Raw genomic sequence first — 17,486 nt, forward strand, 5'->3', positions numbered from 1 at the left:
CACTTTATTATTTAACATCTGTATATTCAGCCTCAGGCAACGGCATGATATATTGATCCTCAGAGCTAGTAGTGATAGCCCCATACATATTTTTCACATTATTACGTTTGTACGTGAAAAAATTTTGTCCTTCGGCAACATATTCCCGAATGCTTTCTAATATCACTCGTTCTTGACGATCATTTTCAGTTAATGGCTTATAAGTAATCCCCCGGGCATTACAATATTCTTCATAAGCGACATTAGCCTCTGTTAATGTTCCACATTCCATTATAATGAAATACATTTCCGGCAAACGAATAATCGGGAAATTATGCGGCGCAGATGTATTACTGGGTTTAAAGTCATTGTATTTAGTTATATAATACTTCCCATCTGTAACCCAAACAGGATCATCTCCAATCCATTCCCACCTTCCACCAATATTCCACCAGTTCTTATACCGCAAATCGTTTTTATAGTCTTCACCGTATAAATTTATTATAAAATCCTCTTTATTATAACATACTTTATTAGAGAAAGAATTTCCAGTTGAATTTATATTATAAGACTCATTTTTTATGCCAAAAAGATGTTCGGAATAATGCGTTTTATCCGTCACCGTATAATCACTCACATCATCATCGGGAGTAGTCAAACGAACTTTGGGGGTTCCATCTTCATTTTTGGCTTCTTTCACTAATTTCGCATAACGCAAAGCTTTCTCTTTATCCCCTCTCCACAAGGCTGCCCGGGCTTGTAATGCCAACACGGCATAGTAATTACAACGACTTTTTCTATAGGGCCACGTATTCGATGTCGAATTTGTGGCTTCAAATGTCTGCGTCAACACGGGCTCAACCGTCCGCAAAAACATCTCCGCACTGTCTAAATCCGCTTGAACATAATCCATAAATTGAGCGAACGTATGGTACGTGTAGTCCTCTACATCATTCACCCGCACGTAAGGTACGTATGTTTTTGATGCTTCTGCCGCAGAAGGAACCGGCCCGTAAAGCCGTAATACATCCAAATGACAACATGCTCGCAAAGCGTATGCCTCCCCTCGACAAATCTTGTATGTATTCGGAGTCAACTTCTCTACATTTTTAGCCATCTCGCCAAGCATTGAATTCAAATTGGCGATTACGTTGTAGAGTCCGGTAAAACACCATTCATTCACATTATTTTGACTATCCGATTGTTCATAAGTATGAATTGAAAAATAGTAATCATCACCTTTCATTAGCGGATCACAATAATAAGTATTTGCCATATACTCAACAAACGAAGCTCCGCCTAAATAACTGGAAGGGGCATAGATTGACATTGCCTTATAATAAGCTCCATTTAAACCTTGTGTTATCCCCACGTCTGTTTTAAACAATGTTTCTGCCGCAAGCGTCGTCTCGGGTTGAATCGTCAGCCAATCTTCACAAGCACTACATGCCAGTAGCACACTTAAACCTAATACATATATTTTTTTCTTCATAACATGAAAACTTAGAATGTACAAGAAATGGAAAAATTAGGATTTATCGAAAAAGGATAAGATGTTCCTCTTTCTCTTTCAATGGTTGAAAAATAGAAAATATCTGACAAATCAGCCGAAATGGCTAAACTTTCCAACCCAATTACTTTCTTCAACCACTCCTTCGGGAACGAGTAATGAATATTCACGTTATTACAACTAAATACATTATCCTTATGAACAAAATCACTACAAACCGTTGTCGCCTTATCACGGGAAGTCGTTTCCCATTGATTTTTGTAACGAGCCTGATCCCCGATATGCCTCCAACCGTATTTCAAAAGCCGGCGATCAAGATTAAAAGACAAATTAACATTTTCACCCTTATTCAATTCGGTATAATTTATTTGCTTTCCTCCCCATTTCACGCCAAACCCGACAATTACACTCAACCCCTTCCATGTAAAAGAAGTATTAAACGTGCTATTCACTTTCGGCTGGCTATCACCCAAATAAACCAAATCATCAGCATTTTGTTCCAATGTTGTTGTCACTCCATCTGCCTTCAGAAAAACACGTTGTCCGGAAGTCGGGTCAATACCTACTGAACGCAATCCATAAAGAGCATCCATAGATTTACCTTCCTGATATTTAATCGCATCCATAGCCGTGCCTATCGCCCTGAATTGATATTTTATTGCTTCTTTAAATCCCTCGGAAAGTTTCACGATTGTATTTCTATGACGAGTAATGTTAGCATTCAAATTCCATCTAATCCCTCGTGCCTCATTATTCAACAAAACGAAATTTAAGTACCATTCAAATCCTTCATTCCGAATTTTCCCGATATTACCCCGCACGGCATTAAACCCGTGAGATATGGGTAAATTCATATCCGTTAATGTGTTATTTGTCAAAAAATTATAGTAGTTAAATTGAATAGATATCCGATCATTAAATAAACCTAAATCAACGCCAACATTATGCTGTATTGTGTTTTGTTGCTTTAGATTCGGATTAGCAAAACCATTCAATGTCCAACAAATTCCTCCCAAATAAAGATCTTGCGAGTTACGATTAAAAACCTCCATATAATCTTGAGGAGCTAAAGATGAATTTCCCACGACACCTAAGGAATAACGTAAACGCAATTCATTGATAAATGGAAGATTGTTCTGAATGAAAGATTCATTATTCATCAACCAACCGCCACCAACAGAGTAATAAGGAGAAAATCGACTATTTTTACCAAAAGAAGATGCCCCATTATAAGTAATAGATCCATCCACGAAATAACGTTGATCATAATAGTAGTTCGCGATATAGGAAAAACTCGCACGACGAGTCACACTCTTATCACCAAAAACATGACCGTTTTCGGGGTAGGCCAAAGACATTCCCGGATGATCAATATTATCTGCCATAAAACCACGGGCCGTCCAATTAGCAGAATCTTCTGTTGATTCCGATAATTCCGTACTCAATCCCGTCGAGAACATATGCTTATCTTTAAACGTGTTTGTATAATACAATGTACCACGAACTTGCCACTCGATATTTTCACGTTCTCCTCTCGTAAAAGAACCCTTTTGCTCTAATTCTGTCTCGGTATTAAAATTCTTGTGACTTGGCGGATAATAGGAATCTCCTTTCGTTTCTTTCCGAGAGATACCAAAAGATACCTCCGTGTAAAATCTCTCTGTAAAATTATACTTTACTCGAGTATTACTACGAGTGCTATAATATTTTGTTTTTGCCCAAACGCCAACACTCTTATCATATAACGGATTATCAACAGGATTATTAAATCCTCCATTAGGATGATAATAATATTCAACAGGTTTCCCATCTTCATCATATGGTTTCCAGTAACGGTTCATATTCACGTAATTCGAAAATTGTCCATAAGGAGAATCTTGATTACTATTCACCCCTATCGACAAGGATTGCCAAATATTCCATTTATCCTTACGGTATCCCAAACTCATTGTACCATTGAAATTATTACGCTCAGAATCTTTCATGGCTCCACGAGTCGATTGATAATTCAAATCCAAAGAATAACTCCATGATTCCTGTCCTCCACTAATTTGTAATATATGATTTTGACCAATCCCTGTACGAGTTGGAACCTTTAGCCAATTATAATTCACCCCATTAGCGATATTCGATTCTATTTCATCATACAATTCTTTATATAGATCGCTCTCCCAAAGACCATACTCTTTCTCTAATTCAAATTTCTCAGAGGCTGACATCAAATTATCATAAGTACCAAGAGATGGAATTTGAATATTTAAACGTCCCTGGTACATAATCCTCAAATTTCCAGCCGTATAACGATTCGTTGTAATCACGATCACTCCATTCGCTCCTCTAGATCCATACATCGAAGTTGCACTAGCATCTTTTAAAATCGTGATATTTTCAATTTCATTCTCATTCATATCCATGACACGTTCCAAATCAACTTCAAAACCATCCATGATAAATAAAGGACGATTATAATCCGGACGTCCACTTTCTTGCGACTTCAACTCTTCGGCAGTTAACATCGTAGAAACACCGCGCAAACGAATCTCCGGTAATGTATTCGGGTCCGATCCCATTGCATTATTCTGTACAATTCGCAAACTTGGATCAATATTAGCTAATGTCTGAAGAATATTACGAGAATAATTTGCCTTAATATCATCTTTGGTTACCGCCACGACAGCCCCCGTAAAACTCTCTTTCGGTTTGTTGAAAATACCTGTCACAACCACCTCTTCCACCTGTTGGAAATCCTCTTCCATCACGATCCGCAACGTATCTGTTTTTTCTGTAAAAGCAATTTTTTGTTTTTTATATCCCACGAAAGAAAACTCCAATTCCCCCTTCGTCACGGGTAAATCGATTGCAAACCACCCTTGCGTATTAGTGGCCGTTCCTAAACTGATTCCGACCATTCTCACGGTTACTCCCGGAAGCGGTTGCTTACTCTTATCGTGCACCCACCCCTTAATTCTAACCGACTTCTTTTCTTCTCTCGTATCCTGAGGTTGAATCACAACAACATGATCCTCGATTTTATACACGAACCCCGTATTTCGAAGAACTTCATTTAGAATTTCCTCTATTGTAGCCTCATGCACGTTTATTGACTTCACCCGAATATTTCTCACGTCATCCATATTGTAGATAAACGTGAATTCACTACTTTTCCGAATGGTTGAAAAAACATCTGTTAATGCGACATTTTCCAACGTCAGAGAAAATCTTGCATTCTGCGAATAACTTGCTGCTGATACCGAAACAGACAACAAGAAAAAAAAGCACAAAAATTTCATAACCAACAATGTTTTTCGCAGCCTTATTTTCATAAGACCACCAGAGTTACATTTTTTTTTCATAACTTTGTTCTTGAGTTTTACATTGAATTAAATATTGAATGTTGTATTCAGACAGATAGCATGGGGGTGCTGTCTGTCTTTTTTTTATTCATACACGTTTATAGTTCTATCTTTTATTTCAAATTTTACACGTTTAGTTTGCCCTATTCGTCTCAAAATCTCGTTTATATCCCCATAACGTCTAATCTCGACAGAGAATTTCATCTCTTTCAACGCCGGGTTCATATAAAAAACATTCACGTTATACCAACGGGCCATATCATCCAGAATTGTCTCCAAATCAACATCTTCAAAATAAAAAATCCCCTCTTTCCATAACACATAATTACGGGCATCTACCTGTTTCACCCTAAACTCGTCATCAGACCATATCGCCTGCTGGTTAGGCGATAAAATAACCTGTTCATTACCTTTTTTCAACTGCACCTTTCCTTCTACCAACGTGGTCACCACATCTTCTTGATAAGCCGAAACATTAAAACTTGTTCCCAAGACCCGAATATCAACCCCATTCACGGTTACAATAAAAGGTTTTTCCTTATTCTTTGCCACCTCAAAATAAACCTCTCCCTCCATTTCAACTTTTCTCTCCTTACCCGTGAAAGCTACCGGATAACGCAACCTCGATTCCGCGTTCAACCACACCCGAGTTCCATCTGCCAATTCCAACGAAAATTCACCTCCTCGCGGCACGATCAACGTATTATATTTTACTTCTGCCAATTGTCCGGCTAAAGAATCTTTCCCCGAATACTTTACCCTATCATCCGATGTCAAAATTCGAGTACCTCCCACCTCTTCTAGTTGCAAACTTGTTTCTGGCCTCAAATCCACTTTTTTCCCATTAGCAAGTACAAGCTGCGCTTTCATGCTACCATGTTCAATTTGGGCAACAGTACCATTCTCCACCTCCTGCTTTTCTTCATTTACAAGCCAAAAAATTCCAATGCTCACGAATAACACGATAACCGCCGCATACTTACTCCACGTAATCCACCGGCCAGTCTTCTGAACCGTGTGAGATTTCACCGCTCCCCATCGGGATTCCATTAACTGCCTCCCCTGCTCCTGATCCTTCCAAGCCTCGTTCCCAGTCTTTAATGATTCTAAAATATCCGCATATTCCTCCCGGTGTCGTTCGTCCTCATCCAACCAACGGGCCAACACGACCCGATCCTTTTCATCAATCGTTCCGGTCAACTCTTCGGCAATAAGCCGGGCAATATCCAAACGTTTTTTTAGTAAATCCATACTTTTACATTTGTAATTTTATCATAGAGATTACTTCAAATGAAAAGTGGGTAGGTCAAACTAGAAAAAAATTCAAAAAAGAAAAGATTTAACATTTACTCCCCTAACAGGAACATCAAAATCACAAAGTAATTTTTGGATAGGGTCCCTCTTAATGTCTCGTAAGCCGACTTTTTCAAACACTTCACCGTGTTCACGGAAATACCTAATTCTTCCGCAACCTCAGGGTTCGTTTTCCCTTCCAAATTCAAAAGGATCACGTTACGAGTCTGTGGTGGCAACTGGTCAATAGCAACATATAACATTCGCATGGTCTCCTGCCGGGTAACCTCCTGCAAGAAATCGTAATCGTCCACGTTACTCTCATCCAATTGCGCAAAATAATTTTCCTTCGCCCGTTGATGCTTACAATGATTCCAGTACAAATGACGTGCAACCGTGTATAAAAAAGCTTTCCCGTAATCAACAGAAACAATCTCATCCCGCCGTTCATAAACCCGGATAAAAGTCTCTTGTGCTAAATCTGCCGCTAATTCATCATCTCCCGTGTAGCGTTTCATGAAAGCGTACACGGATGGAAAATTCTCCCGAAAGAATACTTCAAAGTCTTTATTGGTCTGAATAATAGCACTCATAGTGCTACAAAAGTAACTATTTCTCCGAAATTTTCAAATACACGATAATTGAATCATTGCAAAATCCGACATCATCATGTAAACAACCATATCATCTCTTTCACCCTTAAAATAACATAGGGGAAAACTTTCAAATCTCGTTTCCCCCTGTTATTAAATTACTCAAACAAAGCATTTATATATTCGATCATCTCTTCCCGACGTAATCCTTTCTCCTTTATTTTTCCCTCCGGATCGATCAGATAAATCATCGGAATACCACTCACATTATAACTCTTCGCCACGGGACTTTCAAATGCTTTCAAATCTGAAATAACCTTCCACGGTAAATTATAATGTTTTACATCTTCCTCCCATTTCCCTCGCTCGTCATCCAGATTAATCGTAAACATGACAAAATTCTTACCTTGCGTATTCTTATAAACTGTTTCAAGGAAAGGTATCTCCAATTTACACCATCCGCACCAAGATGCACTAAACTCCAGCAATACATATTTTCCCCTATAATCTGACAATTTGTAAGTATTACCCTCCAAATCCTTTAACGTGAAATCATACGCCATCACTCCCGGTTGTACCCGTTTTTCCTTTTCTAATTTTACCCGGCAATTAGCGATATATGCGTTCTCGACTAGAGAAACATCGAAAGCATTCAACGCTTTTTCCATCAAGAGAAGATTATCAGCACTAATATATTCCGAAACAAAATAAGGAGCCACCTCACTATGAGCATACCCCGGAAGATTCAGAATGTAATCCACCACCTTATCATAAGCCTGCCTGTAAGGTTCTGCTAAAGAATCATATAAAACCCGGTTATCTTTAAACGCCTTGCTCCGGTCGTAACCGATTCTGCCATACTCTTTCATAAACTCTTGCCCGTTCTTTTCTATGGCAACAAATTCATCATGTGTTTTACTCCCAGTAATTGTTAAACTCTTCAAATTATTAAAATCCCCTTGAACTTCAACCTCACTATTATCCAAAAATATACTAAAAGAACCCACAAAATCATCTTCTCCCTTCTTAACAACGAAAGAAACCAAACGAGGATAATCCACCTTACCCGTGTAAACCACTTGGCCATTTTTCAACTCCAAAGTATCTATATACCACTGGGTAGGATTCGGAATCCTTTCACTCACGAAAATCTCACACTCCGGAGCATTTTCCAAATGCATTTTTACCTTAAAACCATCCGTTTTGGATGCGCACGAAAAACAGAACAAACATCCTGTCAACAAAATCAATAATCTATTCATCTTTATTATCTTTAAATTTATCTTTCAATCCGGAAACCACGGCTGCAAACAAAGGATTATCCTCCGACCACCCGCAATCTTTCATTGTTCTCTCAATCAATTTCAATCCTCGCTCACACATTTTTGCATCCCCCTTACGAATCAACATTCCATTCAACTGTAAGGTTACATCAAAACGAGCATCATGATCCAAACGGGAAAACTTCCTATCATACATTTTTAATGCTTTCTTCAAATCACCGGACAAAAAGGCTCTGGTAAACTTCACAATATCCAACAGATAATCCTGTCCGGCAATTCCCGATTGAGTAACACTCGTTTTATATGTATCTAAAAGTTGAAGTGCATTCACTTTATCATGAAAAATAATTTCGTTACAATCATTCACAATCAACGGAAACAAATCGTCGTATATTTTACGATCCACGCTATCTTTACTAACCGCTGCATCAAAATCCTTTTTATGCTCCAGAAGATACTTGTATTCTGGTAACAACGGATTCTTCACGAATCGTTTCACAAGCATCCAATTTTCTTTACCACTTTTCTCTTGATCCGTCAATGTTCCCCAATATTCGTGTAACACCTCTTCCATCCGTTCCTTCATAAAAGCCCTAGCCAAAGTCTCTATATAACTATACACGAATTGCGGATCACGCTCCCCTTCGGCATATCTCTTCTCATAAGAATACAAAGAATGTTCTCCAATACCATTTTGCACATGCTGTAAAAATTCCTCTGCTTTCATTCCTCCCACCATTTTATGAATCACCTCTCCATCTTCATTCAAGATCAAAAAAGTCGGGTAAACCTTCACTTGATACTTCTTAGCCAATTCCCGCCCCTCTCCTTTTTCCATATCCAATTTAACATTCACAAAACGTGTATTCATAAATTGTCCCACGTCTTCACGGCTAAAAACATTCTGCACCATCATTTTACAAGGACCACACCAACTCGTGTAGCAATCCATAAACACCATCCTTTTTTCCTGTTTTGCTTTTACCAGAACCTCCGTGAAACTTCCCTCATCAAACTGTATCTGACATTTTGCCTGCAAGCACAATACAGATAAAAACAAACCGATTAATATCTTATACATGATTTATTCCATTAATTACACAATGTAGATAATGTCTCCAATACCTCATCCCCCCTCAAGTCCCGACACACAATCCGCCCTTCCGGATCTACCACGAAAGAATCTGGAATTCCTCCCAAATTATAAGCCTTAGCCAAAGGACTATTTTTCATCCCTTTCAGATCAGACAAACAATACCACTCGATATTATACTCTTTGATCTCATGTAACCAAGCCTCTTTCCGATCATCCATCATCATCGTTACAAAAGCAACATTTTTATCTTTTAAAGCGTGATATGCTTTACGAATAAAAGGAATCTCTTTTTTACACCAGCCACACCAGGATGCACTAAATTCAACAAATAAATATTTTCCCCGGAAATCAGTCAAGGTGTACTTCCTACCATCTTTATCAAACACTTGAAAATCTGGAAAGGCTTTTCCCGGCTGTAAAGCCGTTTCCCGCTCCACGCTTTCCCGCATTCCGTTCAGATAATAAGAATCAGTTAAACTCGGGTCAAACTTTTCCACGATCTTCTCTCTTTGCACAACATCCAGAGATGCGGACAATTGAGCCACCAAATAAGCTGCTGCCGGACTTTTAGAAACTCCCGGCTCAAAAGCAAACAACCGGTCAATAATCACCATTTGCAACGAATCTCGCTTTCGACTCATCTCCCGTACTTCTTCCATCCTAGCCTCGGCAAAAGCCATCTGGATTTTGCCATTAAACTCTGCAACCAATTGTTTCTCCGGTAAAGACTTCAAATAAACATTATACCTGTGAATATCTTCATTAATCGGGGCTGAAGTAATCTTCAATGTTTTCTTCACCTCATCCAATTCGCTGTACACCTTCATATCCTCCGGCTCTATAAATATAGCCACCATCGAGGCCCCCAATCGCTGGTATTGCGGTTCCATGTCAAAAAACAATAGACCGGCCTGAGGCTCCATGATCTTCCCTTCCAAAAAGTACTTTCCATCCTTAACCTCGCAACTATCCAATAAAACATTTCCCGGCGGATTCGTGTACAACTTCACGACACCTTTAGGTAATCCCTTCATCTCCCCGGAAATCGTGAAACGATCATGCTCCCGTTCTTTACATGCACAAAACAGGCATAGCAGGCTAACCCATAGCCATACATTTTTACATACTTTCATCACCTATACATTAAAGTATTCTCCCGCTAAGCGGGAGAATACTGATTTATTAATAAGTATCCCACTGATTACCTATCTTATAAATTAAATCCACCACACGACCGAACTTTCCGATAAATTCCATTCCTTCCAGAGTTTTTCCATCCCCAACGACCGAAACATCCAGTACCATAAAGTCACTCTTCGATGTGTCATCCGCATTCTCCAAAGCAATACCCAAACGTTCATAATTCGTGGGACAAACAGCAATATCCCGAATCGTCCGTCCAAAATCAGAACGTAATGGCTTTACCGTATTATCCTTGTGATTATAAACATACAGCACATTACCTGATGCGATATACACGTAAGGACGATTCTGGCAAACAGCGAATTTCGTATTCTCATTGATGATTGAAGGATCAGGAAATTCCACCTCCGAAATCGACCGATACGTCTTCGCATTCCATCCGGAGAACCTGAACTTCTGCACATATGCCTTGTTTTCCGAATTCGATTTCAGAACGGTCAGGAACTCATCCGTCGGGTTTTCTGTCGAGATCGGTCCTCCATCCAGCACCGTTTTCCCCATATCGTAAGGGATAAATGCCTTTTCCGAATCATTCGTGTAATCAAATCTTTTCATTTCTCCAGTTCGCACCAGCATATAGCTTGAAGTTTTCTTATCAAAACAGATAATATCATTACTAAAAAGTAGGTTTCCCCGGATACCCAGATTCGTTAATTCATAATCGCCCGGATAAGGAAAATTGGGAAACAGACCATCTTGATAAAGAGCATCATATGATGCTTGAATATTACGCACATACAATTTACCATTACTGATAAGATAATCATAATTCGTCACGCAATTCATTCTCATCGGTTTGAAATCCTTGGGTGCATCCCCCACGAACTCATCCTTCGTGGCTACCATTTTACTAAACGTGTTTCCATCCAATTCCACGGAATATTCCGGTCCGTCCTGACAAGCCACGAAAATCTGTCCGATCTCTTCTGATGTAGGCAACCAATGTTCCATCAAAGCACAAGCACCCCCGGCCAAATCCGTCCCGTTCACGCTTTTATAAATATCCGTATAAAGTCCCCCATCATCCCGGACATAGGACAACTCGGAAACATCACCTTTATCTGCCAAGAGCATCCATCCGGAATAATACGTGGAATAAACCGACACGTTAAAACGGTTGATATACTCTACCCCTAAATCCTCATTCGTAATCGTAAACTCGGCATATAATCCGGCTTTCACGGGAAGGTCTCCCACAACAAAATTCAGACTTTCTTCCTCGCAAACTACCTTATTGTTTATTCTCCAAGCATAAGAAACCTTATCCGGTTTACCATTTGTCCAGGTCACCGTCGGGGTAATCGTTTCCTGTGACCCCACGTAAAAATCATAACTTTTCTCTATACCGCTCACGGAAACCTGCGGCACGGTCTCATAGTCATAATTCCCTTTATCTTCATAACATCCGGCAGCAAACAACGCCATTACCGTGATGATATATATAAATAACCTCTTCATAACTTCATCTTTAAATATTAACCTCTCATTGCCACTTTCATCAAACTACCATCCTCATCTTCAGTTGGATGTTCTTGCAACCAATATTTGAATTGCAGCACGTAAGCCCGCATCGTCGAGTAATTCATCTCTCCCCCGTCGGCCTCTAACGTCATATCCGTCACCCCGATTTCCCGGATAAAAGTTTGATATTTCAAGTCCGAATAAGTACCCAGCCCGTTCGCCTCGTGCCAATCATTCCACCACCCCGGACGAGTTAATTGATTCGTAATAAAAATCCGCCCTTTCCGATTCGCCTCGATTCCCGGCATAAAATCATCTGACCCCTGCACCTCGAAAACCGCTAGCACACTCCCTTTAAGAGCCTCGTTTCTCGTTACAGTAACATTTAGATAAGCAACCGAATCATTCGCCGCAATCACCTGTTCTTCCGCCGGCATCTCAAAATCCACCCCGGCTTGGGCAGAACTTTCATCCTGTAAAAACTTCACGTTATACTTCCGGTCTCGATCTACCAGAGGCGAAATCATCACTAATTTCAAAGCCACCGTTCCCGATTCCAGCGTCTCATCATAAGCAAACGAGAAAACGGTACTATCTTTTGACAACTTATCAAATTGTATATAGTTACTACTGGAATACCCTTTCAGGTTATCTTCCGAACATGACATCATTCCAAGAAACAACATCATGATAATTACATATAATATTTTCATAGTCAAATATTAATCTACTACTTATTATTTAAATAATCTTCCTTACGCCCGCCGAACTCTACTTCAGTAGCCGGCAACGGCAAACAGAATTGAGACGGTTCAAGCATTATCGTGGTACTCCCTTGATCAACCGGTAATCCCAAACGTTTATACCAGTAAAACAACTGACCTTCCCCGATAAATTCCCGACGAGCCTCTTTCGTCAACTCCTTCACAAAATTATCATAAGTAATCGTCGTTGAAATATCCCCGGCTATTCCCCTGTTTTTACGCAATTCTTCGAGTAAACCGATGGCAACCTCCTTATGGGCATCAAAACCGCTCTCTGCGGCAATCAGATACATTTCAGATAAACGGATCATCGGAATTTTCCCGCCATTTTCAGAATCCACATCCGCATATTTAACCGATATATCATACCCGTTACTATTCGTGATTACCAAATATTCCTTCCGGAAATCATCAGAAGAAGGATAAATGGAAGCGACATCATTTATCGTATAATAATTATCTTTAGAGGCGTCATAAGAGTACCACAAATCATGAATACCGGCATAATTCAAAGCAAACAAAATCTCGTTTTGCATCACGACATCCCGACTCTTCAAAGGGGCACTCACCGCACTTTCCTCGGTGAAAGGGAAGAACCCGTCTTTCCCGGCCTGGATAACTTCTTGGGCATACGTGTAAGCCCTTTCATCTCCCATGTAATGATACACACGGGCCATCAACCCGGTAATTGCCCAATAGTTCATACGATATGCCCGAGCCGTTGTAAAATCATTCCCGATTTCCGTCACGTAATGGTTATACATCTCCTTAAAACTCTCTTCCCGAGCCGGATCAACCGTACTTAACATCATCCGGGCACTATCAAGATCCGTCAGAATCAATTGAACGATCTCGCTCGTCTTTTTTTGACCATGTACTCGGTCCGTGAAATTATCGGCATAAGGCAAACACAAAGCCTCTGAATTCTCCTTCCATGACGGGGCAAACGCCCTCAACAGGTCGAAATGCAAGTAAGCCCTTAATGCTTTCGTTTCTGCGACCAAAAATTTATACTCTTCACCTTCGAAAAACGAGGGGGACTTCTCGCTCAAATAGTCCAACAAAACATTACAATTTGCGATACTATTGTAATTCTTTAACCACAAATTCTTAATCACATCTTGAGAATTCGAATTTTTATAATTATACCGGGATGCCTCGTAAAGAAGATGATACTTGTCCTGGTAAACATCATAATACTGGGCCAACACATCCATCAACCCGAATGTCATGTGCGTTCCATACGAAGAAGCATCCGTCATCGAAGTATATATACCATATAAGGCATTCTCGAACCCCTTGGGTTTAGAAAACAATTTCTCTGCATTCACTTGTGCTTGCGGGGTCACATCCAGCCAACTATCACAACTGCTGTTTATCAAAGCAAACACGAATAACGTAAAAATAATCAATATTCTCTTTTTCATATCATCCATTATTTTACATTTCTACAGGATTAGAATTGTACCTGTAATCCCACGTTAAAAATTCTAGCAAACGGGTAATCTAGACCTCGTTCCCGTTTCACGTTAGATATTCTGAAAATATCTTCCATCTGGAACGTCAATTTTAAGCGTTCCAAGCTCCATCTTTGAATCAACTCGGTCGGGAAAGAATAAGAAAATGACAATGACTTGAATTGCAACACGTTCTCATCCTGAACAAAACGAGAAGAAACCTCCGTCCGATCCCGGTTCTTAATGTCTTTAAAGAAAGTGTGATCTCCCGGTTCTTTCCACCTGCCTTTCAACACACGGCGATCCACGTTCCAACTCAAATTTGCATCCTCCACCCGATCTACAAGCGTTTGGTTATACACCTGTCCTCCACATTGATACAAGAAACTAACATTAATATTAAATCCTTTCCAGTCCGCATTGGCACCAAAAGCTCCCGATACCTTGGGTTCCGTGTCCCCGCACACGATCTTGTTGGCGGCACTCCACTCGTAAGTCAAGTTACCTTTCAAATCCTCGAACACCTCTTTCCCGTTCATCGGGTTTATCCCGTGAGACTTTACCGCGTAAATCGCCGTGGTTGACTGTCCCTCTTTGAATTGCACCTGAGGTTTGGCTGTCTCCATCGCTTCTCCCCATCCCGGTTCGTAATTATCCTGCTCATCATCCACTTTCTTGTTGTACGTTTCCAATGAATTGGAAATCTTTTTAATCACGTTCTTATTATGCGCAATCGATCCGAAGACATTCACGATTAAATCCTTATCCCGTACCACGAATCCTCTCAACGAAATTTCATATCCTTTATTCTCCAGCTCTCCCAAGTTATCCCTGTAACTTTCAAAACCTGAAGAAGGCGGTAAAGTAATATCTGCAAGCAAATCTTTCGTTGTCTTCACATAGTAGTTCATATTAGCACTGACCAATCCATTTAAAAACTGGATTTCAAAATTCCCGTCAAACGTGTGTGTCTTTTCCCATTGCAGGTTTGTATTTCCCATGTTATTCATGATCACACCCAAACCTCCGGCATACCATTGTCCCTTGTAATACTCGTATACATCCTGGGCCTCATATGCCTCGAAAGAAGCTTTACCGGTAGCCCCGACATTCGCGGAAAGTTTCAAATGATTAATCACACCTTTCAATCCTTCAAAGAATTTTTCATTATGCACGTTCCAACCAATACCTGCCGACCAGAACGGGGCATATCTCTTCTTGGAGCCGAATTTTGACGATCCATCCAGACGACCGGATAAATCCAATAAATAAATATTATTCCAAGTATAGTTCAAGTTCACAAACAAACCTACCAAACGGGATAATCCCTCACTTCCTTCCGGGGTTAAATCCTTAAACTCCTTACCGAAAGAAATGTAATCCATACTACCCGACGGAAAACCGATCACGCTATATGATTCGTTCTCAAACCGGGTCTCGATAACATTACCTCCCAACACGGCATTCAAGAAGTGACTCCCCAACTGCTGGTTATAACTGAACACCACGTTCATATCCAAATTAGAACTCTTCTCTTGGAAACTATACGCCTCCCCTCTCTTCAAAATTCCTTCTCCATCCTGATAGTCTGACTCATTGTAAATCGCTGACTCCGGGTCCGTAAATTTCTCTTGCTTATCCGTGCGTTCCGAGTATGACACTCTGGCCTTCAACCTGAAATGCTCACTAATAAACCAGTCAAAATCAAAATTATCCGTCCACTCCGTGTACGTCGTATTATCTTTATGATTCAACGTTGACTCGTACAACGGATTCAAGAAACGATTGCTCGTACTCACGTGCGGTTGGTATGATTTAATCAAATTTCCATCCTCATCATAAATCTGGTCATACGGGTTCGCCTTGGCATAATCCTTGAAGGAACCATACGGTGATTCTTTCGCTTTCACCTTATCCACCGTCAACTTGTTTCTAAACAATAACTTATTATTCAAATTATAAGAAAGCAGAAAGCCTATCCCGAACCGGTCTCTCGAAGATTTTTTCATCACTCCCGGATTAGCTTGGTAATTCACGTCAATCCCGTAACGCACGCTTTGGTCACCCCCCTCTACATACAAGGAATGTTTATGTCCGACAGCAACGTGTAAAGGTTGAGACAACCAATACGTGTTTACCCCTTTTTTCACTCGTTCCAAACGCTCTGCATAATCCATTCGTAACAACTGCTGGGTATAAAGATCATCCGAATCATACAACCCGGCATCCAACTCGGCCTGCAATTTTTCCTTGGCATTCATCAAGTTATAATCAGACAAATCCGGAGCATTGATCGCCATGTTCATATTATAGGACACTCTCAACTTTCCTTCTTCCGGAGCTTTCGTCGTCACCACCACGACCCCGTTTGCCGCCCGGGAACCATAGATTGCGGTAGCCGAAGCATCCTTCAATATTGTCACGTTCTCGATCCGGTCAATATTCAAGTCAAAAATTTTTTCTACATCGACCTCATAACCATCCAAGATAAAAGTGGGTAAATTCGGGTCATTCCTAAACGTGGCCTCAGACACGCCTTCCACCCCGAAACCGGAATTACCGCGAATACGAAAATCAGGTAAACTATTCGGATTCGATCCCATGTCAACATTCTCACGCAGCCGGAAAGAAGGATCAAACACCTGCAAAGCACTAATCAAGTTATTGGACGACACCTTGGCCAACTCCTCTTTATTCACGGAAACCACGTTACCCGTGAAACTCTCCTTGCTCTTGGAAAAATAACCATTGACAACAACCTCTTCCACCTCCAAGGCATCTTCCTCCATCACCACGTTCAGATATTTCTGTCCCGTGTACTTCACCTTCTGCGTTTTCATCCCGATAAAGGAAAAAACAAGTGTTCCCTTGTCCATCGATAACGTCAATGAAAACTCCCCGTTCACGTCTGTCGCAGCACCTAAACTAGTACTATCCAAGCGTACCGTTACCCCGGGAATCGCCTCACCTTTTTTATCCGTCACCTTCCCCTTTATCTGGAATTGCTTCACCGTACTATCCCGCGTTGTCTTCACCTCGGGAACAATAACGATATAATCATCCACGAAACGATAAGTCATCCCACTACCGGCCAACACCTTATCCAGCACGGCCCGCACGTCGGCCTCCTTAAAATCGGCCTTCACCACCCGTTCCAAGGCTAAACGATCATCATTATAGATAATGATCTTTCCCGTTTGCCGTCGAATTTCCTCAAAAACCGTTTTAATTGACGTTTTCCCGAGATTCATGTTCACTCTCTGCTGCGACATCACGTTTGCTGACAGCGAACACACGAAACAGACGCACAAAATCCAAGTCAATTTCATAATTTTCGACAATTGTTGCTGCTTATTTTTTGACAAAACAAGCCACAAGACATTACTTTTTTTCATACATTTGTAAATTAAGTGATACTTAAATACTTCTTCGGGAGTGATTACCGGATCGTGGTCCTAACACTTTCCGGTATTTTTATTCCTCAGAAGTAATCC

11 protein-coding genes are annotated in these 17,486 nt (G+C 40.5%); all 11 read right to left on the reverse strand.

Going from position 1 to position 17,486, the window contains the following annotated elements; translation table 11 throughout:
• Window positions 1-7 precede the first annotated feature (7 nt).
• Complete coding sequence (locus QVC79_RS12340) at window positions 8-1,471, reverse strand: RagB/SusD family nutrient uptake outer membrane protein (RefSeq protein ID WP_270595076.1); 1,464 nt, start codon at window positions 1,469-1,471, stop codon at window positions 8-10.
• A gap of 11 nt (window positions 1,472-1,482) precedes the next feature.
• Window positions 1,483-4,779, reverse strand: coding sequence for a SusC/RagA family TonB-linked outer membrane protein (locus QVC79_RS12345; protein ID WP_270595077.1), 3,297 nt, complete (start codon window positions 4,777-4,779; stop codon window positions 1,483-1,485).
• A gap of 147 nt (window positions 4,780-4,926) precedes the next feature.
• Window positions 4,927-6,093, reverse strand: coding sequence for a FecR family protein (locus tag QVC79_RS12350; protein ID WP_270595078.1), 1,167 nt, complete (start codon window positions 6,091-6,093; stop codon window positions 4,927-4,929).
• 95 nt (window positions 6,094-6,188) lie between these two features.
• Window positions 6,189-6,728: an RNA polymerase sigma factor gene (locus QVC79_RS12355; RefSeq protein ID WP_270595080.1), complete on the reverse strand. Its 540-nt coding sequence runs from the start codon at window positions 6,726-6,728 to the stop codon at window positions 6,189-6,191.
• 158 nt (window positions 6,729-6,886) lie between these two features.
• On the reverse strand, window positions 6,887-7,990 hold the full coding sequence (locus QVC79_RS12360) for a TlpA disulfide reductase family protein (RefSeq protein WP_270595082.1): 1,104 nt from the start codon (window positions 7,988-7,990) through the stop codon (window positions 6,887-6,889).
• Window positions 7,983-9,092: a thioredoxin family protein gene (locus QVC79_RS12365; protein WP_270595084.1), complete on the reverse strand. Its 1,110-nt coding sequence runs from the start codon at window positions 9,090-9,092 to the stop codon at window positions 7,983-7,985. The genes QVC79_RS12360 and QVC79_RS12365 overlap by 8 nt, the downstream gene beginning before the upstream one ends.
• Before the next feature lie 11 nt (window positions 9,093-9,103).
• A complete protein-coding gene (locus QVC79_RS12370; protein ID WP_270595085.1) occupies window positions 9,104-10,240 on the reverse strand; it encodes a TlpA disulfide reductase family protein in 1,137 nt (378 codons plus the stop codon).
• Window positions 10,241-10,289: 49 nt separating this feature from the next.
• Entirely contained in the window at window positions 10,290-11,768 is a 1,479-nt protein-coding gene (locus QVC79_RS12375; protein WP_270595087.1) for a PKD-like family lipoprotein, read from the reverse strand.
• A gap of 17 nt (window positions 11,769-11,785) precedes the next feature.
• Window positions 11,786-12,484 (reverse strand): DUF4843 domain-containing protein, encoded by a 699-nt coding sequence (locus QVC79_RS12380; protein ID WP_270595090.1) that lies wholly within the window; start codon window positions 12,482-12,484, stop codon window positions 11,786-11,788.
• Between the two features lie 17 nt (window positions 12,485-12,501).
• On the reverse strand, window positions 12,502-13,962 hold the full coding sequence (locus QVC79_RS12385) for a RagB/SusD family nutrient uptake outer membrane protein (protein ID WP_270595092.1): 1,461 nt from the start codon (window positions 13,960-13,962) through the stop codon (window positions 12,502-12,504).
• A gap of 29 nt (window positions 13,963-13,991) precedes the next feature.
• The gene (locus QVC79_RS12390; protein WP_270595093.1) at window positions 13,992-17,387 is read right to left on the reverse strand and encodes a SusC/RagA family TonB-linked outer membrane protein; all 3,396 of its coding nucleotides are present in this window, start codon (window positions 17,385-17,387) and stop codon (window positions 13,992-13,994) included.
• Between the last annotated feature and the right edge of the window lie 99 nt (window positions 17,388-17,486).

This window comes from Butyricimonas sp. (assembly GCF_019423355.1).
Lineage (GTDB): Bacteria > Bacteroidota > Bacteroidia > Bacteroidales > Marinifilaceae > Butyricimonas > Butyricimonas faecihominis.

Excerpts from the sequence above, each read along its gene's own strand:
- QVC79_RS12345 (WP_270595077.1), bottom strand. The coding sequence starts at position 4,779 with ATGAAATTTTTGTGCTTTTTTTTCTTGTTGTCTGTTTCGGTATCAGCA.
- QVC79_RS12360 (WP_270595082.1), bottom strand. The coding sequence starts at position 7,990 with ATGAATAGATTATTGATTTTGTTGACAGGATGTTTGTTCTGTTTTTCG.
- QVC79_RS12355 (WP_270595080.1), bottom strand. The coding sequence starts at position 6,728 with ATGAGTGCTATTATTCAGACCAATAAAGACTTTGAAGTATTCTTTCGG.
- QVC79_RS12375 (WP_270595087.1), bottom strand. The coding sequence starts at position 11,768 with ATGAAGAGGTTATTTATATATATCATCACGGTAATGGCGTTGTTTGCT.
- QVC79_RS12340 (WP_270595076.1), bottom strand. The coding sequence starts at position 1,471 with ATGAAGAAAAAAATATATGTATTAGGTTTAAGTGTGCTACTGGCATGT.
- QVC79_RS12365 (WP_270595084.1), bottom strand. The coding sequence starts at position 9,092 with ATGTATAAGATATTAATCGGTTTGTTTTTATCTGTATTGTGCTTGCAG.
- QVC79_RS12380 (WP_270595090.1), bottom strand. The coding sequence starts at position 12,484 with ATGAAAATATTATATGTAATTATCATGATGTTGTTTCTTGGAATGATG.
- QVC79_RS12390 (WP_270595093.1), bottom strand. The coding sequence starts at position 17,387 with ATGAAAAAAAGTAATGTCTTGTGGCTTGTTTTGTCAAAAAATAAGCAG.
- QVC79_RS12385 (WP_270595092.1), bottom strand. The coding sequence starts at position 13,962 with ATGAAAAAGAGAATATTGATTATTTTTACGTTATTCGTGTTTGCTTTG.
- QVC79_RS12350 (WP_270595078.1), bottom strand. The coding sequence starts at position 6,093 with ATGGATTTACTAAAAAAACGTTTGGATATTGCCCGGCTTATTGCCGAA.
- QVC79_RS12370 (WP_270595085.1), bottom strand. The coding sequence starts at position 10,240 with ATGAAAGTATGTAAAAATGTATGGCTATGGGTTAGCCTGCTATGCCTG.